The sequence below is a fragment of the Anditalea andensis genome, assembly GCF_000714815.1.
Taxonomy (GTDB): Bacteria; Bacteroidota; Bacteroidia; order Cytophagales; family Cyclobacteriaceae; genus Anditalea; species Anditalea andensis.
In genome coordinates, this window is record NZ_JMIH01000042.1 from 1 (window position 1) to 20,119 (window position 20,119).

17 protein-coding genes are annotated in these 20,119 nt (G+C 36.6%); 6 read left to right on the top strand and 11 right to left on the bottom strand.

All coding sequences use genetic code 11. The annotated features are described in order from the left end of the window. Window positions 1-109: 109 nt before the first annotated feature. The gene (locus EL17_RS21960) at window positions 110-3,241 is read right to left on the bottom strand and encodes a DEAD/DEAH box helicase (RefSeq protein ID WP_035079798.1); all 3,132 of its coding nucleotides are present in this window, start codon (window positions 3,239-3,241) and stop codon (window positions 110-112) included. After that, a complete protein-coding gene (locus tag EL17_RS21965) occupies window positions 3,238-3,624 on the bottom strand; it encodes a (deoxy)nucleoside triphosphate pyrophosphohydrolase (RefSeq protein WP_035079799.1) in 387 nt (128 codons plus the stop codon). The genes EL17_RS21960 and EL17_RS21965 overlap by 4 nt, the downstream gene beginning before the upstream one ends. Before the next feature lie 84 nt (window positions 3,625-3,708). Between EL17_RS21965 and EL17_RS21970 the strand changes: the two genes are divergently transcribed. The 4 genes from EL17_RS21970 (at window position 3,709) to EL17_RS21985 (ending at window position 6,657) form a co-directional block, all read left to right on the top strand. Then, complete coding sequence (locus EL17_RS21970) at window positions 3,709-4,683, top strand: HNH endonuclease (protein WP_035079802.1); 975 nt, start codon at window positions 3,709-3,711, stop codon at window positions 4,681-4,683. An 85-nt stretch (window positions 4,684-4,768) separates the two neighbouring features. Further along, the gene (locus EL17_RS21975; protein ID WP_035079805.1) at window positions 4,769-5,383 is read left to right on the top strand and encodes a biosynthetic peptidoglycan transglycosylase; all 615 of its coding nucleotides are present in this window, start codon (window positions 4,769-4,771) and stop codon (window positions 5,381-5,383) included. Further along, window positions 5,380-6,003 carry a hypothetical protein gene (locus tag EL17_RS21980; protein ID WP_035079808.1) on the top strand — a complete coding sequence of 208 codons (624 nt, stop codon included), beginning with the start codon at window positions 5,380-5,382 and terminating at the stop codon, window positions 6,001-6,003. The genes EL17_RS21975 and EL17_RS21980 overlap by 4 nt, the downstream gene beginning before the upstream one ends. A 3-nt stretch (window positions 6,004-6,006) precedes the next feature. Then, complete coding sequence (locus EL17_RS21985) at window positions 6,007-6,657, top strand: hypothetical protein (protein WP_035079810.1); 651 nt, start codon at window positions 6,007-6,009, stop codon at window positions 6,655-6,657. Window positions 6,658-7,006: 349 nt separating this feature from the next. Here the strand turns inward: EL17_RS21985 and EL17_RS21990 are convergent, their stop codons facing one another. From EL17_RS21990 to EL17_RS22940, 3 genes are all read right to left on the bottom strand, one after another. Further along, window positions 7,007-8,644 (bottom strand): DUF6119 family protein, encoded by a 1,638-nt coding sequence (locus EL17_RS21990; RefSeq protein ID WP_051720353.1) that lies wholly within the window; start codon window positions 8,642-8,644, stop codon window positions 7,007-7,009. Window positions 8,645-8,747: 103 nt separating this feature from the next. Then, window positions 8,748-9,494, bottom strand: a complete 747-nt coding sequence (locus tag EL17_RS21995; RefSeq protein ID WP_035079813.1) for a hypothetical protein — start codon at window positions 9,492-9,494, stop codon at window positions 8,748-8,750. A gap of 24 nt (window positions 9,495-9,518) precedes the next feature. Further along, window positions 9,519-10,019: a hypothetical protein gene (locus EL17_RS22940; protein ID WP_051720355.1), complete on the bottom strand. Its 501-nt coding sequence runs from the start codon at window positions 10,017-10,019 to the stop codon at window positions 9,519-9,521. 513 nt (window positions 10,020-10,532) lie between these two features. Here EL17_RS22940 and EL17_RS22005 point away from each other — a divergent pair. Beyond that, the gene (locus EL17_RS22005) at window positions 10,533-12,989 is read left to right on the top strand and encodes a S8 family peptidase (protein WP_035079815.1); all 2,457 of its coding nucleotides are present in this window, start codon (window positions 10,533-10,535) and stop codon (window positions 12,987-12,989) included. 12 nt (window positions 12,990-13,001) lie between these two features. Here the strand turns inward: EL17_RS22005 and EL17_RS22010 are convergent, their stop codons facing one another. The 6 genes from EL17_RS22010 to EL17_RS22035 all read right to left on the bottom strand — a co-directional run bounded on the left by EL17_RS22010 (window position 13,002) and on the right by EL17_RS22035 (window position 18,672). Then, window positions 13,002-14,027 (bottom strand): AAA family ATPase, encoded by a 1,026-nt coding sequence (locus EL17_RS22010; RefSeq protein WP_035079817.1) that lies wholly within the window; start codon window positions 14,025-14,027, stop codon window positions 13,002-13,004. A gap of 250 nt (window positions 14,028-14,277) precedes the next feature. Further along, window positions 14,278-14,799: a hypothetical protein gene (locus tag EL17_RS22015; protein WP_035079819.1), complete on the bottom strand. Its 522-nt coding sequence runs from the start codon at window positions 14,797-14,799 to the stop codon at window positions 14,278-14,280. A 175-nt stretch (window positions 14,800-14,974) separates the two neighbouring features. Beyond that, entirely contained in the window at window positions 14,975-15,724 is a 750-nt protein-coding gene (locus EL17_RS22020) for a hypothetical protein (RefSeq protein WP_035079822.1), read from the bottom strand. A gap of 599 nt (window positions 15,725-16,323) precedes the next feature. Next, on the bottom strand, window positions 16,324-17,022 hold the full coding sequence (locus EL17_RS22025) for an Nmad2 family putative nucleotide modification protein (RefSeq protein WP_035079825.1): 699 nt from the start codon (window positions 17,020-17,022) through the stop codon (window positions 16,324-16,326). A 114-nt stretch (window positions 17,023-17,136) separates the two neighbouring features. Then, window positions 17,137-17,457 carry a hypothetical protein gene (locus tag EL17_RS22030; RefSeq protein WP_035079828.1) on the bottom strand — a complete coding sequence of 107 codons (321 nt, stop codon included), beginning with the start codon at window positions 17,455-17,457 and terminating at the stop codon, window positions 17,137-17,139. Window positions 17,458-18,117: 660 nt separating this feature from the next. Then, window positions 18,118-18,672 carry a hypothetical protein gene (locus tag EL17_RS22035; protein ID WP_035079831.1) on the bottom strand — a complete coding sequence of 185 codons (555 nt, stop codon included), beginning with the start codon at window positions 18,670-18,672 and terminating at the stop codon, window positions 18,118-18,120. Between the two features lie 335 nt (window positions 18,673-19,007). On the opposite strand from EL17_RS22035, the gene EL17_RS23725 reads away from it, so the two are divergent. Next, on the top strand, window positions 19,008-19,226 hold the full coding sequence (locus EL17_RS23725) for a hypothetical protein (RefSeq protein WP_164675224.1): 219 nt from the start codon (window positions 19,008-19,010) through the stop codon (window positions 19,224-19,226). Window positions 19,227-20,119: the final 893 nt, after the last annotated feature.

Below are 20,119 nucleotides of genomic sequence, written 5' to 3' on the forward strand. Positions count from 1 at the left end.
GAATTTGAGAGAGATATACAATTATTTGCCCCTGTAGGGATGAAAAATTTTTCATCCCTACAGGGGCCATGGTAAACCAGTTAATGATATATTTATCTTTTTTCCTCTCTTACCCAAACTTCGCCGAAGCATTGTACAAGTAATGTGGCAGGGGTTCTGCCAGCTCCCATTGGATGTTCATAGGCTTTGAGCCGGAGTAATCTTTCAACTGCGCATCTCCGATGAAGACGTAGCCTATGGTGTTGCTGAATTCGTCCTGTTTCTGTTCGCGGACAAATAGGAGGATGTTTTTTCCTTCTTCCAGGTGCCTGATGTAACTTAGCCCTTTTCCCTTATCTGGGCGGGCTTTATTTTGGGACTGCCAGTGGAATAGCTGTTCTGTGATGGCGTAATCCTGATACATGGTGGTGGGGGAGAAGTTTTCTTCCGATTTGATCAGATCCACAAAGAGCAGCTCCACGTTCAGGGCTTTGTTTTCTGCCACACCTTCCCGGTTGGAGGTTTTGGTGTGGAAGGTGCTCAATCCGAATGCAGCCATGATCTGGTCCCTTGTATAGCGGGAATGGATCTTCAATGGCTGCTCAAAGGGGAGCTGGGCTTCGATTTCCAGAAAGGAAATTTCTTCTATTAATATCTCAAGGACTTCAATTATCTCCAACACAAGGATAGGGTTGGTACCAATGGCTCTGATGCTTTCCTGCAATGAATCAAATCCCCCTGCATTTTGCCATACATCATAGTGCAGCATCAGGCACATCGCCTTTTCATTTTCAGCCATTTTGTCCAGGTCGATATCAAAACCTTTTCTAGCCAGTTGAAGGATAAAATTGAAATAAGAGGTAGACGAAGTGGAGAGCCACTTTCTTAGGATGCAGGTGACGATCTCCTTTTCATTGCGGGCATCAAAGTAAGGAATCTTACCTGCTGCAGCACATAAGCGCTTCCAAGATCCCTTCTTATAAATGACCGCCAAAGGTATATGGCTGACATCTGTAAAGTTCTCGAGTGTCAGCGGAAGTGCATACTGATGTTCGAAGTTTTGGATCTTTTGGATCAGCTGTGCCCTGTTGGGATTGGTGGCCAACTGTATGTTTCGGAGGATGGTTTCCTTGGCCTTTTCCTCGAGGACTATGGCACAACCCAGCGGTGCGTGCGGGAAGTCTGTTTCTATTTCCTTTTTGATCGAGGTTTTGGTTTTGCCTACCAGGGCCCTGAATCTCCCCTCAAAATCATATTCAGGCCGGGCATTTCCTACAAAGTCCAATACCATCAGACAGTCCTTGTCCTCATGTAGCCTTAAGCCCCTGCCCAACTGCTGTAAAAAGACCGTTAAGCTTTCCGTAGGGCGAAGGAACAAAACGGTATCTATTTCCGGGATATCTACTCCCTCATTAAAGATGTCCACCACAAAGAGATAATTGATCTCCTTGGTGATGAGTTTCTGCCGGACCTGTTCTCTATTTTCCGTTCTGGAACTCACTAGATAATCCGCCTTTAGTCCAACATAATTAAATTTCTGTGCCATAAATGCGGCATGCTCCTGGGTGACGCAGAAGCCTAAAGCCCTACAGTCAAAAGGGTCGAGCAGGTATTTTTCAAGGTTGCTGATAATATGGCTTACCCGATGATCGTTGCTGGTGTAGATTTTACTCAACTCACTGGGCAGGTACCTTCCTTTGGTCCAGCTCACTCCTGACAAATCCACCGTATCGGTAATCCCAAAATACTGAAATGGCGTCAACAGCTTTTTATTGAGCGCTTCGGGAAGACGGATTTCGGCAGCTATCCGATGGCAGAAGTCGTCCAGGATATCCGCACCATCCATCCTTTCAGGAGTGGCGGTTAAGCCAAGTAAGATTTGAGGTTTAAATTTCTGTAGAATGGGCCTATAGCTGCTGGCTGCAATATGGTGAACCTCATCGATGATGATAAAATCAAAATAGTCTACAGATAGTGGCAGGGCTTCTATCCGGTTGTTCAGGGTCTGCACCGAAGCAAAAAGAACATTATGCTTGGTAGGTGCTATGCCGTCGACCCACAGCTCCCCAAAATTGGCATCTTTCAATATCCCCTGAAAGGTAAATTGAGCCTGCTGCAGGATTTCTTTGCGGTGGGCTACAAACAGGAGTTTTGCCAAAGGGTTTGCGGATCTGAATCTTTTAAAATCAAAAGCGGATATGACCGTTTTGCCGGTCCCTGTAGCAGCGACTACCAGATTTCTGTAGCGGCCATGTATGCTCCTTTCCACCTCCAGCTTTTCCAGGATTTCATTTTGGAAGGGATATGGCTTGATGTCGAACTGGCTAAGATTTATCTTTTGTGAACCATTTAACTTCCCCTGTTTCAGTGCCACGCTTAGCTTTTCTTCATGTCCTTTGTGAAAGGTTTCAAAATCTGGATTCTGCCAATAGGTGTCAAAGGTCTTCTGAAACTTTTCGATGATATGGGGGATTTCCTTCGTCGTAACTTTCATGTTCCACTCCAGGCCTTTGGTCAGGGCTGATTTGGAGAAATTGGAGGAGCCGATATAGGCGGTGTGAAAACCCGTATCCCGGTAAAACAGGTAGGCCTTGGCATGTACCCGCTCATTGCTAGTATTATAAGAGACTTTTACTTCTGTATTTTTCAATCCCGCCAGCAGTTCCACCGCCTTCTGATCTGTGGCGCCTACATAAGTGGTGGTGATTAGCCGCAGCCTGCCGCCCTTATTGGTAAATTCTTTTAGTGCTTCGGAAATAAGAATAATGCCACTCCATTTGATAAAGGAAACCAAAAGATCTATTTTATTGGAAGAAAGGATTTCCTTTCGGAGCTCTACATCCAAGGAAGTTCTGGCATTGCCACCGGTAAAAAGCTCGCTGTGGATCAGCCTGGTTTCGGGAGTGATTCGGGATATGTGCTGGCCAAGATCTGTAAAATCAGCATTGATTTTAGAAAAGATGGCCTTCAGGATCTTTCCTTCGATGTCTAAGAGGTCTTCCTCAAACTCCTGAAGGTCGAGTTCATCCCGGATCAGAAAAATGATCTTGTTGGCTAAGGTAAGTTGTTTTTCCAATGCCCCCTCTTTAGTTATCAGTCCGAGGGCTTTTTTGAGTACAGCGGATAGGTACTGGGACAACATCAAAGCAGCTTCTTCCTTATCTATAGGTTGCTGATGGATGTAATAGGTGTTTTTATCCAGGTCATTGATTCTGGATTGGATGACCTGATTGATCAGGGCTTCGTATATTCCTTGGTTCATGTATTGCGTGTTAAAAATTCCTGTACCACTGGTACATCAGCCTCTGCCCAATCCAAATCCCACAGCTCATCCTTGGTCAGCCAGCGATGGGCTTGGTGCTCCTGTAGCAGGAGCTCTCCGGAAATGATCGTAGCTATAAAAGGTATTAGTTGGATGGTGAAAGTGCCATAGTCATGGGTGGCAGGGGATAGTCTGTCCAAAATTCTAATTTCGACATTCAATTCTTCCTTGATTTCCCTCTGGATACAAAGGGTTTCGTCCTCCTGCTCTTCTACCTTGCCCCCGGGAAATTCCCATTTGAATGGCATCTTCATCTTTCCGCTTCTCTGCACTGCCAGTATCAGGTCGTGTTTAATGATGATGGCACAGGTGACTTTGATCATGTGTTATAATAATTTACCTAAAATTATAAAAATAGGTGTAGGAAAAAAGGATAATTGCATAGAAATGCTTAATTTTTCACCTGAATGTTGAATAATACTTTAAATAAGTACCTCAAGGCGTTTTCCTCCCTTAAGCGCGGCTCCACCAAATTCGGAATGGCCCCGCACAAGCCGGTGCTGTTGATGGCGCTTATAGAAATGGTGGAGAAAGGGATCATAGTAGACAACAGGATAAGGGTGGATGCGGATCTAGTGGGTGCTTTTCAGGATACGTGGGAACTACTGGTACCTACGCTGCATCAGGCGGATTTTACACAGCCTTTTTATTACCTGAAAAATGACAAGGCAGGCAAAGAACCCTTTTGGCAACTGGTGCCTAAGCGGGGATATTCTATAAATGCCCATATCAAAAGCGTCAACACCCTGCAGGAGGTACTGGATTATGGCTGCTTTGCGGATGAGCTGTATGATTTACTGCAGGACCCCATGTCTAGGGAACTGCTAAAGCAGGTTTTATTGGATACTTACTTCCAGGAAACCAAAGAGCGGTACTACGAGTCAAGGAGAAAAGGTAGAAAAACATATGTGCAGGAACTGGAAAGCTATATCCTCAACGAACCCATTATCCCGCTCAAAAGGATCAAGGTAGGGGTAGAGGAGGAAGTATACGTGCGGAACGGGCTTTTCAAAAAACTGGTACCCAAAGTCTACCAGTCCACCTGCAGCTTTACGGGTATGAAGCTTACTTCCACCTATGGGTTCAACTTCGTAGATGCCTGCCATATCGTACCATTCAGTGTTTCCCAAGATGATCGGGTGACTAATGGATTATCACTCTGTCCTAACCTACACCGTGCCTTTGACAGGGGGATGGTCAGCATAGATGGAGATTATCGAATATTGGTTTCAGATCAGCTGGTAGAAAACGGCGAACACCCATACAGTCTGGAACAGCTACGTGGGCAGCGGATCCACCTTCCGGGAGAAAGTAAGTATTATCCTTTACAGGAGAATTTGGAATGGCATCGGGAGAAGGTTTTTAAGGGAATGAGTTACTAGTCAATTGTTAAATCTTTTTTACGATTAAATAATCTGAAGTTAGGTATATAGCGACTATCCTGTTCAAATTTGTAATTTAATATTTATGATAAAATCTTTGTTTTCTTTTTTAAAATATTTTTTTTTCATTATTTGTAAATTTTTTTTTACTGAACATTTTCTTTTAATAAAAGAAAAGATTGGAGTAGAATTTCTTCTAGTAAATTCAAAAGAACATACTGCCTTTGAGATTTTAATTCAGATGTTGATATTAGGAGAAGATCATCGTTTTAAAAAGCATATAGGGTTTGATTGCATAGGAATTTTAAGAGCTATTAAAAATCGCTTGCTTTATAACCGAATTGAAGGAGCTAGCACTGTTGAGCAGCAGCTTGTGCGAGTTTTAACGGGCGATTATGAGCGCACGATCACCAGAAAAATCCGTGAAATATTTTTAGCTACCACTTTGAGTTTTTTTGTGCCCAGAAATTTCATCCCTATTATTTATCTTAAAATTGCGTACTTTGGCTATGGTATGAAGGGTATATACCAAGCTGGAATAGCTCTATATGGCATCAGAAAGATTGATATAGCGATGTCCGCAGCATTGATAGCTAGGTTGAAATATCCCGAACCAAAAATTTATTGTGCGAAGAGAAGACTTAAAATTGAAAATAGGACTACTCATTTACTCAATCTTTATAATAAACAATATAAATGACATATTCAAGAAAAAATAAATCTAGGATGTGGGGAGTTGTAGGAAGCCTTTTCATGGCTCTTTTTATGATTTATTCAGTATTACTAATAATATTTCCCTTACGTGAAGAACATTGGGGGGCTCATTCTTCTTTAGAAATTATTATTGGTGTCCTATCTGCTTCAGTATTTACTCTTTTACTATTTATAGTTAACGAATATGTATTTTATGATGAAAATTTAGCAGGGATTTGGCTTATGGAAATTAAAGTAGTATTTGCTGCTCCAGGAACAACAGCTGGTTATACAATAGTTTATCGCCTAGATATTTTAAAAAAGCAACGTGATATAATAGGAAAAGGAGAAAAAATTTATGAAATCTCACCAGCTGGAAAAGTTAAGGAATATCTTGCGATGAGAAAGGATCACATAATACGTATTGAAGTGGATGGTTATTTGGATAAAAAGTATTTAGCACATAACGAAATAAGATTACTCATAACTGAACATGGGCTAAATAGAAAAACTACAGCCAGTGCTACTTTAAATTTCAGTAAATCTCACCTAATGCAGGGGGAATATATTTCCACTGCAGCAAATAGTTATGGGACTATTTCATTGCAAAAATACTTTAAGATCTAAATTATGTCATTAGAAGTTCATCTAGTCAGTAATATAGGGCGACGTATAACACGTAATAATACGACCTCTAGAGCTCACTCGTTAAATGAAATAGAGGTAGCAAATCCGCTTTTTAAAATTGAGGTAAAGGAAGAGCGATTCAAACTCATCGAAGTAATAATTGATTTTTTAAATGTTGAAAATAGTTTAAGGTATAAGCCGACTGGTGGAAATACTTTCTGTAATATCTATGCTTATGATTTGCTCAAGCTTTTAGGGTTATACTTGCCGAGAGTATGGTGGAATGATGAGTATATAGAACTTATTAATAATAACCAAACAATATCTCCAGTTTGGAATGAAACAGTGAAAGAAATGAATTCAGATAGAATATTTAGCTGGCTTATAGAATTTGGGAATAAATTTAATTGGAAGGAGGTAAACACATATGATTCATTATCTGTGATTGTGAATGTCAAGGGAACCATCGGTATTGTCGTAGCACCCTCTGACACAATAAATCGAAAAGGACATATAGCTTTGGCTTACAGTAAAAAAGGTGTGTTTTGGAGAAATACAGTATTGACTGAAGCGGGAAGAATAAACTATAAATCATCAAAAAAATGCTGGTGGAAAAATTTCGAAACGTATAAGTTTTGGTATTATGATATTTAATTGAAAAATTAATTTATTCGCTATTTTTTATTTATCGAGTGATTTAAATATAATTTAATAATAGCATTTCATGTTATTGTTAACTATGGAAGGATTATTTCCTCCAGCACGATCTCATAGCGTACGATGAGCTGCTTCAGAAAAACCAGTGGAAGGATGTAATTCTTATAATTGTTCTCCGACACGACTGAGTTCGTTTACAGGATCCTAGAGTTCCTTTTCAAAATCTATATCTGCTTTCGGCATTAATGGTAATTGTGTACGCTATTTAACCTATAAAAATTTACAGATACAAGATGCTTATAATTTTTTGATTGGCAAGGGGGAGGGGGAGCTCATTTTGGTGTTTTCAGTTTGAGATTGTAAATCCAGCTCCAGCTAAAGAAACTTTAAATCCTCTTTGCGTTAATTCTTTGTAGGTTCGGTATAAATTTATCTTGCTAAAAAATGGAAGAGTTTTTCTAATATCGTCTTTAAAACCTAATACTAAATATACGATTTCATAGTTTTCACTTTTGAACTTATCAAGGGGTATTAATTCAAGATCTGCACCGACTTTTTTTAATACTTTTCTAGCTGATATTCTAAATGCTCTATCGGATAATATCGTTTCAGCAGACACAAAACCTTGAGAAAACAAATGGCTTAAGCCTGCTGATCCTCCTTTTCTGTGTTTTACATGAATTAATTTTTTGTCTTGCATCAATAAATCACAAATTTCAATTGGGGTAGACACCATTTTACTTCGGATTAATTTGGCATCTAAATTATGACAAGACAATTCAATAGAAGCTCTTAAATTATAATCTTTTTCTGATTCAATAAAACATATAGATTCTCCTTCAATTAATGAATTAGATTTAAGTACTTCAGGAAATGTTATATTTGAAATATCTATCGATAAAATTGATTTATCAATATTTGCCACAAAGTCTTTATCTATTTCAAACCATTCAGCATTATAGTAAACGTATATAATACCATCTATTATTAATTCTGAATATATACATTTGTATATTGGTATTTTTTCTTCATTATTTTGAGAGTCAAAAATAAATACTCGATCTTGTTTAAACCTTTCTTCCTTGTATTCTGAGCTATCAAATGAATTGTAATAATTTTCTATTTCAAGAGTAGGACTTATGTTAGATTTATTCCTTGTAAAACTAAATCCATCTATTTGATCCCAAGATAAAATTTCAGGAACGTTAAGATGAATATTATTTATATCTTTACTTTTAATTTTTGCAATCAATTTGCCATTTAAGTTTTCTACAATTTCATCTTTCTTAATTCGTTTAATATTATCAATCCATTCGAAATTATCTTTATAATCATCTTTATTATAAAATTCGATGATTTCTCTTGCTGTATCAAACAATTCGTTTTTTTTAATTTTTTTTGAAAAACCAAAATAAGCATCACCCCCAGAAATAGAATTATATGGTACTCCTTTTTTTGGTAATCCTGTTACCGACCTTAATATATCCTTACTTACATCTATCCCAAATGTGTTAATGTTTGAGTCCCTTGATGCTTGAGTTCTTTTTTGTACAGCTTGATCATCCAATGTTAGTGAATCAATGCTTCTTAAGGTTTTATGATCTAAACAATTTAATGCTGTTTTTATACCAAAATCTCTTTGAATATATGCTTGATTAATAAGATGTCTTCCATATCCAAACAAAAAAATTATTATACCTTTTTCAGGAACCTTGACAAATATAGCTGCAGAACTTGACATTGACTTTAATTCATCTATAAATTCTTCTGTTAATTCATCTAGAAATTTTGCCCATATAGGTCTTTTTAGTTCCGGAGTTTTAACCCATATTTTAGCTTCAAAATTTAATTTTTCATCTAAATTATAAGATTTCACTTCCGCCGAATCACTTAGAAAAAACCTATAATCTTCCTCTACAAATTCTTTTTTAATCATACAGGTTCGCAACGTAATTAAATCTCCATCATCTCCTATTAGTTCCATATTTGTATTTGTTATGAGTGCTATTTTATATATAAAAATATTTTTTTACTGCCCAATTTAAGGTCTCATACTTTAAATTCATTTTTAACTAATATTCAAAATTTTATATTATAAAGCTCCTAAACTCATCAATTTCCCCCACAATCTTCTCCACCAATACTCCCGTCACCGACGTGCTCAATTGCCTAGTACTGATAACCAACTTTTTTTTCTCAGGATGGGTAAAAACGATAAATTTGTTTTGGGGCAAGGATCGATCATCATGTTGTAATTCCTCCCCAAAAGCTTTCTTAATCTGATCGATATGCCAATAGCCCCCAGCTGCCACGATGACAATGGGGAATTGCTGGAAAAAAGCATTGTTTCTAATTGTATCTATTCTTTCTGACATAGCGGTTAATGCCAATGCTTGTCTTCCAGGTGAATTAAGGGAAGGGGCAGTATTAATTTCTGTGAGGAAAAATTTGTCAAAGAAAGTGGATTTTTCCGTACTATGATTTTCAGGAAATATTAGATTATTAAGCCTCTGGTATTGGTTCCATGTAGCACCGGAAGATGGGGGGAGGTAAAAACCATATGGGCACCTAGGATCAAACTCTCCAATGGATTCCCCATTTTCAATAATAGCTTTCCATTGTCTAGTGTTATTGACTGATTCTTTTACAATAGCTTCAGTGTTTTCTATTGGATCTATGGCCAGTTCTTTTCCAATAATTAATATGTCAGCATTTGGATTCCCTTTGCCTATGTAGTATGGGTTGGCTTCTGTATGGTCTTGGTTTGTATAAAATGCTTCAGCTTTTTTAAATTCGTCATTGACTAAGTTCTGAAACGCTAAGCTGTATGTCATGGCAATGATTATTTGTATTAGGATTTAAATTTTGTTTTCTGCTAACCTTTGTTTCCAGATGTCTTTGAATACCTTCCCCACCTTAAAGAACTCTTCTTCCGAAAAAGTATCGGTTTTAGCATTATTGCACCAATAACAGGCTAATGCGAGATTATTAAAATCGTCATATTCTAAATCAGGTTGCTTTCTGTCCAGTTCAAGTTTTTTCCCTCTTGTAGCAAGCCTTTTAGTTTGTAGCCTGCCAGTATCGATCAGCTCCTTAATTTCATTTTCAGTAATCTCACAGTAGAGGCAATTTCTATCTTGTGAGTTGTACCATTTATAAAAATCGGAGAACTCCATTTTGATTTTCTTTCTTCCCCACAGATTCCTGATGGCCGCTATGGCCAATCTTTCTTCTTTCAGTTCTTCATACCAGGCTGATAAAGTAGATCTGTCCACAGCAAGCATTTCAGCTATGTTTTCATAATTTTCTTGTTCGATAATATGAAGTCTTAAAAATTCAATCTGGTTTTCCGTCATCATCTACTAATTTATAAAAAGGATTTTAAAGACCTAGGTTTTAAATTAATCTGCCTCCTATAGTCTTTCTTAAAAGACTTCAATGTAGGTAATTTTACTTGATACCAATGGTTTGTACTTAAAATATTTTTAGTTGTCTCTCCCTTATATTGCTTTATTCATAATTTGACCTTTTTGGGGTGTCGCTACTTATTATTTGAAAGTAACCAAAAGGTATGGGATAATAGGAGTGAATGTATAAGTGTATACGATTGGCGGATAAGTGTAGTATATGGAGCGTAAGTGAAAAAGGCATAATAAAACATATAGGAACGGTGCACCCACAATCACTACCCCCACTATGTAAAATTTTGTCTAGGTAGGGTCTGAATGGGATATTTACTTAAATTATTTTTTCACCATATCCTCCTAACTATCAGTTCTTTCCCAAATATGAGAAGGATAGGTCTTAAGGAATTTATCCAATTTGTTTTTTGAATAATATGTTTATATTTGATTCAAATTAAATTGTTAATTATGGCTGATTTTTCCCACAGATACTTGAAAAATGACTATTCCTCTAATGATGGTTTTAGAAAATCAAGGAATATACATAAAGAGGAATCTAAGAAAGAATCAGATGAGAAAACAATTCCAGCGTTTAGACGAGAAAGTTTAAGGATAAGTTATATGTACTTTTCTATAGATAGGGAAGTCCGAAATGCACAGAGGACTTTACCGCTTCCTGAAGTGGTTGATTTAATGGAAATACACTTCTTTAAAGTATTTGACCAAAAACTCAGAAAATCCTTTAGCATTGAATATGGCTTAGAAGTAGTCGAGTACAGCAATTTTAATAAATCCGTTCTATTTGAAATTAATGATCAAGGGCTATTTGAATCTTTTGTAGCACACCTTTTTTTGGTGTTTGATCTAAAAGACAATGATTCCTATGAACATAAGCCTTACAACAAGCTTGCATTAATCTACTCATTTAATTTTTTCTCTGCAATTAAAAGGCAAGGGGTGATTTCAGGAAGTGAAGCCTATCTTGTTTCCCTTTGCGAATTAACCAACAATTATATTCACGAGCTACAGTTAGAATTTATGTTAGCTTATCTGGAACAAAATAACATCGATTTTACCTATGATTCAGCTATTCCTGATATGCTTGTAGTAAATTTGGGTAAAACTGTATCGATGAACGAATTGACCGATAATTTTGACATTATCAGATTGGTCACTTCGGCAAGGGCTCCAGTTATCAAACCAGGAGAATATGGTACTCCAAGACGGGAATATGGATTTGATGTAAATGTACCGGAGGATATACCACTGGTAGGGGTTATAGATACGGGCATAAGTGCTATAGAGCCTTTAAATCCAGTACTATCAGACCTGTTCATAGATCATACAGGGAAGGGAGCTTATTGGGACGATTCCGGCCACGGGACTATGGTAGGGGGCTTATTGGCATTTGGAGCAGATTTTTACCAGGGTAATAAGGAGTTAATTGCCAAAGCTAAACTGGTGCCAATCAAGGTGATTCACCATGAAAATGATGACATTAATATCATCCGTTTATTAAAAGATCTAAGAGAAGCCCATCATGCTTTTGGCATAAGGCTTTTCAATATGTCACTTAACTTACCCGGCAATAAATCCTACAATAGTCAAATCGGAAAATTGGCCTATGAGCTTGATAAGCTGGCCTATGAAGAAGACCTGATGATATTTGTATCTGTTGGAAATTCTTTAAGGGAAGACATTGAATTTTGGTTAACAGAAGGTAAGGATCCCGGTGATATTTATACTCATTTTTTTTATAATAGTGTTGAGGCACTTGAGGGGCATGATTGCAGTTTTACAAATATTATGGAGCCTGCAGAGGCAATGAACCTGATAGCAGTTGGAGCATTGGCCGGAAATCTAGAAGAAGAACTTAACTTGGGAATTACCCCCGCAAAGGAATATCCGGCATTTTACACTCGAAAATTCCATTATGATTATGATCAAAAAATAAATGCCTCCTCTTGGAAAAAGACACAAAAAAACAAAAACCTGATAAAACCTGATCTTGTATTCGAAGGAGGTGATTTCCTTGATAATGATGCAGGCATGGAGATATTACGTTCTCCCTTAGATGCTACGCAGCCATATTTTGGCCGGTGCAGCGGGACAAGTCTGGCCACGCCATTGGTTACATCCTTAGCGGCTGAGATAATACACGCTTATCCAAAATTAAAAATGGAGTCAGTAAAAGCTCTTTTGGTAAATTCAACAGTATCTCCTGCAGGAAAAAATCCAGTTCATTTTCAAAATGGAAATGAAAAGCTTTATAAAAAATTAGTTGGAAATGGAAAGCCTACCTATCATAACTTACTTGAAAATGATAAAAACAGCATTGTATTGATAGTAGAAGATTCAATATCCTATGATCAGGTAAAAGGCATTCCTGTTCAATTACCCAAATCGTTTGCTGTTTGTACCACCGGCAAACTCCAAGTAACTGCTACCTTGGTTTACAAATTTCTGCCGGTAAGAAATAATCACCTGGCTTATTTACCTCTTCACATTTCTTTCGGGATTTTTAAACCCTTGGCTGCAGTTGAACTGGCACATAATAAAATTGACAATAAATACAAACTAAATTCTGGAAATAGTTGGTCTGAGGATTTTCATGGTGTGGAAGACAGGGTATTTTCCAATGTTCAAAAAATTGATTTTTTACTGTCTCCATCACACTTAGCATGTACTGGCTCACAATTTCATATAGGAGTGAGGTGCTCAGGTAAAAAAGATATCCCAGAATCTGATTTGGATCATTTGATGAAGGGGGATCATCCTTTTTCAATCGTACTTAAACTTCGGGAAATTCCCCAAAAGAAGAATGATGCTATTTCCGGAACGCTGTACCAGGATATAGTGGCCTTAAATAGTCTTGAACTTGTTACCGATATTTCAGGAGATGTGGATCTTGAAGCTGGTCTTTAAATTTTTGGCTTTTTAAATTGAAAGTGACTTTTTTTCTGCCTTAATAAGGTCCAACCAAATATGAGTATCTACAAGAATTTTATTAGGCATTTCATCAGATTTCAATTGATACAAGCTCCGCTTCATAGCCGTTATCAAAGTCTTTTGGATACTATAGTAGGAGAGGCCCAGTGTTTCTTTGAGTACCTTGTCGCTGCTGTTCTTATTGTTAAAGGCGAATGCCCCATTTTTCATGGTCAGATCTACCAGCGCCTTGATCTGGTTTATGTCGGGAAGCTTAAAGTTGATGTTTACGTCAAACCTTCTCATTAATGACTCGTCGAGCATATTGGCCTGGTTGGTGGCCGCGATGACTATGGTGGATTGAGGCAGATAATCAAACAATTGTAAAATGGTATTCACCACCCTTTTCATTTCCCCATGGTCCTGGCTATAGTCTCTGATTTTCCCCAAAGAATCAAATTCGTCCAAAAATATGATGCTGTCTTCGGAGGCTGCCCTTTTGAAGATTTTGGAAAGGTTTTTACTAGTTTCTCCGAGCTTGGAGGAAACAATGGCCCCCAGGTTGATGACCATCATCATTCTTTTCAACTCTCCAGCTACCACATAACTGGCCAATGTTTTTCCACAGCCTGATGGTCCGTGAAAGAGGATTTTATTGGCTATCGGAAGGTCCAATGACTGTAGTAATTTGGCACTTTGATGTTCTTTTATAAAGTAATGGAGTTCATCCTGAATCTCCTGATGGCAAACCAAGTTCTCAAAAGTATAATCAGAGGTTAGATTTTCAAGAATAAGCTCATCCGTTTCGTTTTCGGCCAATCTTTGAAAGTGAGATACAGATCCGGTCTTGGACAAATGTCCAATCTTTTGTTGGCGGATGCCCTCTTTTAAGATGGACTGCAACTGAAGGGCGAGATTGGTTTTTTTTGTTTTTCTAGCGTATTCAATAAGTTCATTAAGGGAAACCTTGAGTTTCTCTTGATCATTGTCCAATCCAAACTTGGCAATTTCCTTAATGTAATCGAACTGGCTCATATGAAACGGTGGGATAAAAAGTAAGTAATATACTTACAAAATAACAACTATTAAACCAAACTCCAATAGGATAATTAAAGTTTTGTTGGTATTGTGTAGTATGGATCAGTGGAGCCTGCCCCCCTCCTTTTTTAACAATATTTTTGAGAGTAATATGCTTGAGAAGATAGGGGCTATTAGACCAGCTGTCAGATAATGTCTGAGCTATTACAGATAATTTCTACATTGAAGAATCCACTCTCTTTCAAAGTTAGAATTCATTTTGATAATACTTAAATATGTCTGCTTCAGGTAATGTTTTTATATTTATAACGCGCATGTAAGAATGCTTGTAATCATAAGTATCTGTAACTGTGATTTTCAATAAGTTATATCGAGAGAATATTTTATTATATATTGTACAATGAAACTGCCTCAAGTTTGGTTCAGCTATTTCCAAATCATAACCGATAATTTCTGTATTAGTATTATCATAATATGTTACAGGCACATGATTAACAGTGAAGCCTAATTTACTTATTTTTCTTTTATTTCTCGATTGATTGGTTAGTGATAGATTAAAATATAGCCTATAAACATTCGATTCTTTTTCAATAGCTAGATTGTCGATGTCAAGTTTAATTTTGCCTTTTTTGTTACTTCTCCTTTCATAAATTGAGTATACAACATTCAAACATGCAATGATGAAACCGGCTATTCCCAACCAATCTGTTAGGTTTAGGGGTTCTATGGAGGATTTTATATATAGAATAAGGTTATTAATTTTTTGCATTCTCAAATATAAATATTAGTGTTAAACCTTATGTACAGGAATTGTGAACCTATGTTTAAATAAATGCATTTTAATTTTAAGATGCATATTATGTTTTGCTACAACATAATGTGATTGTAATCTTTACTTAACCCATTTCAATTGGACACGTATTCTAAATCACAATAATCCTTTTTTATTCTTCTTCTTCTTGGGCAACTGATTTATAGAAATACATTAAAAATCTATCCAAATATTGTCTAATTGATAAAATGCTATTAATAGACAAATTAATTTTTTTGTTTTTATTGATTAAGGGTGAATTTACTAAAGCAATATTTTTCCTTTCATCTACTGTTTCTTCCGCAAATTTTTCTAAACGTGAATAATCCGTTTCAGTTATTACACTGCTTGTATGTATAATTGCATGACGGATTATCCTTAATTCATAGTACCTAAGGAATGTCTCCCTATATTTCATATTAAATCCTTTAGGCTCTTTTAAATTCGCTCCATCTGGATGAATTAAGTAGTTCAATAAGCTATCATTTCTCCAGGAACTATTTACTCTCCTTCCAATGTCCTCGTCAGATAATTCAGGTTCATTATATTTAAGTAAAATTTCATATAGGTCTTCAAGGATACCATCTACAACAGAAATTGATGCAATTAAATAGTTCTCTAAAACTTTATTTAAAACTTCTTCTTTATAGGTTTTAACTAGATTTTCATTACTATAACGTACCTCGATTTCATTATCAAGGCGCAACTCATATGGAATATTTTGAGTTGTACTTAAATGGCTAGTGTCTTTTTTATCCGCATATCTTTTCGCAGCTAAATCACAAGCATTAATAAGTAAAGCGTACTCACTATAGTTATTAACAATTTTTGCTATGCCTAACCCAATATGTTCAATTGCTTTTTTCTTTGCTTCTTTTTTCATCAAATTTTGCTTACTTTTTGGATAATCCGGCAAATAAAATATTAGGTTAGTTTATAATTCATCAGACTGAGGTTCTTACTCTCCCTAATAAAAGCAAATTACCACCGCCAAACAATACCCTATTCTAGGTATATTTCCTTTGATATTATGTAATACAATTTAAGCTAGTTGAAGACCACTATCTATAGAGTGTAATAGGGAAGTAGGAGCAATTTTTTTCAGAAACTGTAAAAATTATTTTTATATACCATCATTATTAGAAAAATAGCTATTGGAAAGTATTGGTTAAACGTTTTATGCCAAAGTTTCAATGGAAGCAAGGTCAAAGCAGTTATATGGCTAAGCCAAGTTACCGTCTCTTATCCAAACCTGTTTTACCATTGAGAAATGGGATACAATTTAGTTTAATTGAATTGACTATAATCTATAGTTTAATACGAGCTCACGGAAAAAAGCTCGACAGGCTGTATGGAGTGCCTCAGCAATCGTGAATGCCGATTTAATTTAAAGAAATATATAAATTCGGGTATTTCACTATTTGTTTTGAGAAGTTTAGGTTGGGTATCCCCATTCACCTCGCTCAGCCGCTGGTATTCTTATTAACATACCGTTTCTTCATTTTCATCTTCTTCAGTTTCTATTTTTTTCTTAACACAAGTCATCATAACTTCTTTGTCTGATAACTCTCTGTCAAATAGCCATCTCATTTGTGGGTCAGCATACAATTTATTTTTCTTAAATTGCTCTATCCACTTTTCAAATTCTTGAATGAGCCTAGGGACTTCTATTTTTTTGTGTCCTTGATTTCTCTTTATTAGGACTTTCAATTCGGTCGGAAGTGGTCTTGCTTCTATTCCAAAATAGTAAAAGTGGTCTGATAATAAAGCATATATTCCGCCCAAATCTCTTTGTCTGTTGCCTTCGTTATGAACACCTTTTCTAATTGTTGGCTCATCATTTATAGAATAGTTATAAATGCAGTCGCCCACTCGATATCGCCAATCTTTTGTTTTCCACTCTGGAATTTTGTTAGGCAAGTTGTTCTTACAAAATTCGTCATATTCCTTCAAAGTTTTCTTATCAGTAATTTTCATTGCATATACAATACTATTAGAGAAGTCGTATGTTTTTCCGTCTTCAAGTTTAGTATTTTTTGATCCTGTCCCAATTACCCAATCACCGATTTGAGCATTTCGTCTTATAGCTGGTTTGCAAATTGTCAAAGTGCAATTGTCCCAAAATGGATTAGGTGCCGCACCATCGTCTATTCGTAATACGTATGAATAAATTTTTATCATATTTGTTGCTGTCTATTAATCCAAGCCACTAACGAAATGCTTCAGGAAACTATTTTGCTGTTGTTCCATATGGCATCCAGAGGTCATCTTTAGTGGGTATTTAATATTAGTATTTCATTTGTTGACACTAAAATTTTTGAAATTATCCTTAAAATGCACTAGTAAAATTTCTACAAATCTTCCAATGTAATATCCTTTTACCTCGTCAGTCGGCTCATTATTATCCCACCATGCGATTTTTGCTTCAAGTTGATTAGGCAAAACTATAAATTCAATTAGGGCTAAGTCATACCATTGGTTAGGTTTATGTGTTAGATACTTTTCGCTTTTTGAGTCAATTCTTATTACCCATGTTTTAAGATTTTCATCTTCAACGAATTTAAATATTTTGGTCTTTAAAGATTCACCAGAAGAAGTTGGAATAATTATTTTCATAATGTATAATTGCTTTTTAATTTTGTAGTGTTAATCGTTCTACTTTTAACATGATAGTATTTTAAATTATGGTACATTTTATCTATGATATAATTTTTGTTCTCCAATAATACCCATTGCTCTCCAAACAAAAAATACCTAGATCTAGGTATTTTTTTAGTTAAAATATTCAAATACAAATAAGGTTAGTTATAATTCATTTATATCATATCGAAATAATTAGGAGAGTTAAATAATTTTATGGTATTTGCATTCTTTCGCAAAAAGAAGCTCCCTATCACATAGAAGTTAAATACTTACCTGATTATAATGGCATTTTTAACTGTTTTATAATACTGGTATAGGTGAATGTCAATAGCTTTATACTATTTATATGGGTGATAGGGGAGAGGCTTAAAATATTTATGCAAAGTGCCCCAATGACCTCCAGATTTGGAAAGATTTTTCATATTTAATGTCCCAATGACCACCGGAAAAATGCTTATTTTTTGGCTCTATGTTTATATAATTTTAACCATGTAAAAAAATCCGTAATGTTCGGGCAAAGATCCTCTTTGTGCATGGATCTGGAGAAAAATCAAATACCATACAGACAGTAGATGTGAACTTAGTGTTAAGAATCGTCGCTTCTTGAAATCTTTATTATAACCTAAATAGCAATTATTTGTTTCTATAATAAAGAAAGTATGATTTATTGCTATGTGGATCTTTTATGTTCAATGTACCATCCTCTTTGTGCATTCTCTCAATTTCTTTGGCCATAGCAGAATCTTTATATGATTTTTTGTATTTTCTAAAGGTTTTCAACTTTTCAATCATATCACTTTTTCTTCGAGGTTGTTCGAAATAACTATGTTTAAGCACAAGAGTTCTCACAAATTTTGCCGCTTTAAGTTCATCAGCTTTAGATTTAAAATACTCCAAATTGCTAGAATTACCTTCTTTAAAACTAATATAAGGACTATCGGTTTTAGAATTTGGAAAATCTATGGGATCGGAAGAATCAATCGATTTCTCTGGGATGCCAAAAAACAATTCAATTTTACGCTTATTTTTTTTAGATAGATTTGTCTTTAAGTCCTGGACTCTTCTTAGAGTTGGGAAAGAAATTTTTAGTTCATCTTCAAGAGCTTCCCAAGTAAGATCAGCTATTTTAAGAAGATTTTCAATATTTTTTTTAAGTATTTCTGCTTTTTTTACATCAATTTGTGCCATTTACAAATTGATTAAATATTGTCGCGACATATTTTATCAAAAAATTTTTTAATTTAATTGATTTGTATATATTTGGGTATGAATATTTGACTAGCCTTCAGGCTACATTTATAATTGGTATTAATTAAAGAGTCTCGATCGCAAATTCCGACAATTTGATTCTAAGACGAGACGGTAGGTTAATGCCCATACAGTTATTATGTATACCTTTGTATGCACTATAGCTGTTGGGCTCTATCGTTACCATTCTTAGAAGGCGTCGGAACCTTGTGATGTGGTTGATAGAAGTTCACACTATAGTGCTCCTTTTTTCCAGAGACTCATAATTTTAAATTATGAGCAAGAAAAGCCAACATTTCTATTCCTTTAAAATTAACCTGCCAGACTCCTCGTCAAAGCAGGAGGGAAGGATACTGGCTTATTTTTGCTCAACGATGTCATGCGTTCAGCATGGTAGCTTACCGGGAAATCCTGTAGGTAGCCGCACATTGCTGACCGATCAATCTTACACGACCAAACAGCTCCAAAAAAACATCATCAAGTCTCCGGACTGAGGGTGGGAGCGGAGCCCCCTTTCCGAGACGTCGGGAGGGAGGGCAGCAAGTATTTCCAAAGCAGCTCCGTTCGGAGTGACCTGCCCATATAGGTAGGCGTCTGCTACAAGCAGACTCAGCCAAATCACGCAAAAAGAAGTTCAAAGTTTAAATGTTCAAGGTTCAATTGTTCAAATGTTCAAAGGTTCATTGTTCAAATGTTCAAGGTTCAAGGATCAGTGAACGCTGAGCGCTGAACAAGTATTTGTTTCAATAATTTAATGCTGAAGCTATGCAAAAAAGAACGCACCAATTCTTAAGGGCACTGCTGTGTCTTATTACGGGTAGGCCAAAGGGTAGGGAGTCGGATGACCGATGTCGGAAGTCCGATAAGGCCGAAGCAGGTTCCGCAAGCACGAATGCCCTGAGCCAGCAGCAGTGTCTGGCGCTGATAGACAGCGTGGGGCTGATCCTGAAGGAAGAGGCCGCCAAGCGCGGCATGCACGTCCAGATCCAAGTGGGCCCCGGCCCTGAAAAACCTCCCTCCACCGATATGGTCCAGCGGGAAAACGGGAGTCCGTAGCGGGGATAGGGGACCTTGTCGGCCCGGTTAAGTGATCTTTAACCGTGCAAAGTACCATGCCGTACCAGCACTCAGGCTATCAAAAAGCTTCCGCCCATCTAACTTATCTCAACCCAAGTTAAACTGAATAATCAACAGCGGGCGGAGCTTTTACTAGTAGTGGGAAGTATCAAATAAGGTACAGCAGCGTACTATATAGCCGGAAACCTTGAAACGGGAACCCCATACGGCGTCTTTTTGACTGACCGTAGGAAGCGGAGAAATCTCAGTGGGTAAGTTCGACCCCTGTAGGGTCGTGGGGAAGACGAATCCCTGTTTCCCATGGGTGGCT

Excerpts from the sequence above, each read along its gene's own strand:
- EL17_RS21960 (WP_035079798.1), bottom strand. The coding sequence starts at position 3,241 with ATGAACCAAGGAATATACGAAGCCCTGATCAATCAGGTCATCCAATCC.
- EL17_RS21965 (WP_035079799.1), bottom strand. The coding sequence starts at position 3,624 with ATGATCAAAGTCACCTGTGCCATCATCATTAAACACGACCTGATACTG.
- EL17_RS21970 (WP_035079802.1), top strand. The coding sequence starts at position 3,709 with ATGTTGAATAATACTTTAAATAAGTACCTCAAGGCGTTTTCCTCCCTT.
- EL17_RS21975 (WP_035079805.1), top strand. The coding sequence starts at position 4,769 with ATGATAAAATCTTTGTTTTCTTTTTTAAAATATTTTTTTTTCATTATT.
- EL17_RS21980 (WP_035079808.1), top strand. The coding sequence starts at position 5,380 with ATGACATATTCAAGAAAAAATAAATCTAGGATGTGGGGAGTTGTAGGA.
- EL17_RS21985 (WP_035079810.1), top strand. The coding sequence starts at position 6,007 with ATGTCATTAGAAGTTCATCTAGTCAGTAATATAGGGCGACGTATAACA.
- EL17_RS21990 (WP_051720353.1), bottom strand. The coding sequence starts at position 8,644 with ATGGAACTAATAGGAGATGATGGAGATTTAATTACGTTGCGAACCTGT.
- EL17_RS21995 (WP_035079813.1), bottom strand. The coding sequence starts at position 9,494 with ATGACATACAGCTTAGCGTTTCAGAACTTAGTCAATGACGAATTTAAA.
- EL17_RS22940 (WP_051720355.1), bottom strand. The coding sequence starts at position 10,019 with ATGATGACGGAAAACCAGATTGAATTTTTAAGACTTCATATTATCGAA.
- EL17_RS22005 (WP_035079815.1), top strand. The coding sequence starts at position 10,533 with ATGGCTGATTTTTCCCACAGATACTTGAAAAATGACTATTCCTCTAAT.
- EL17_RS22010 (WP_035079817.1), bottom strand. The coding sequence starts at position 14,027 with ATGAGCCAGTTCGATTACATTAAGGAAATTGCCAAGTTTGGATTGGAC.
- EL17_RS22015 (WP_035079819.1), bottom strand. The coding sequence starts at position 14,799 with ATGCAAAAAATTAATAACCTTATTCTATATATAAAATCCTCCATAGAA.
- EL17_RS22020 (WP_035079822.1), bottom strand. The coding sequence starts at position 15,724 with ATGAAAAAAGAAGCAAAGAAAAAAGCAATTGAACATATTGGGTTAGGC.
- EL17_RS22025 (WP_035079825.1), bottom strand. The coding sequence starts at position 17,022 with ATGATAAAAATTTATTCATACGTATTACGAATAGACGATGGTGCGGCA.
- EL17_RS22030 (WP_035079828.1), bottom strand. The coding sequence starts at position 17,457 with ATGAAAATAATTATTCCAACTTCTTCTGGTGAATCTTTAAAGACCAAA.
- EL17_RS22035 (WP_035079831.1), bottom strand. The coding sequence starts at position 18,672 with ATGGCACAAATTGATGTAAAAAAAGCAGAAATACTTAAAAAAAATATT.
- EL17_RS23725 (WP_164675224.1), top strand. The coding sequence starts at position 19,008 with ATGAGCAAGAAAAGCCAACATTTCTATTCCTTTAAAATTAACCTGCCA.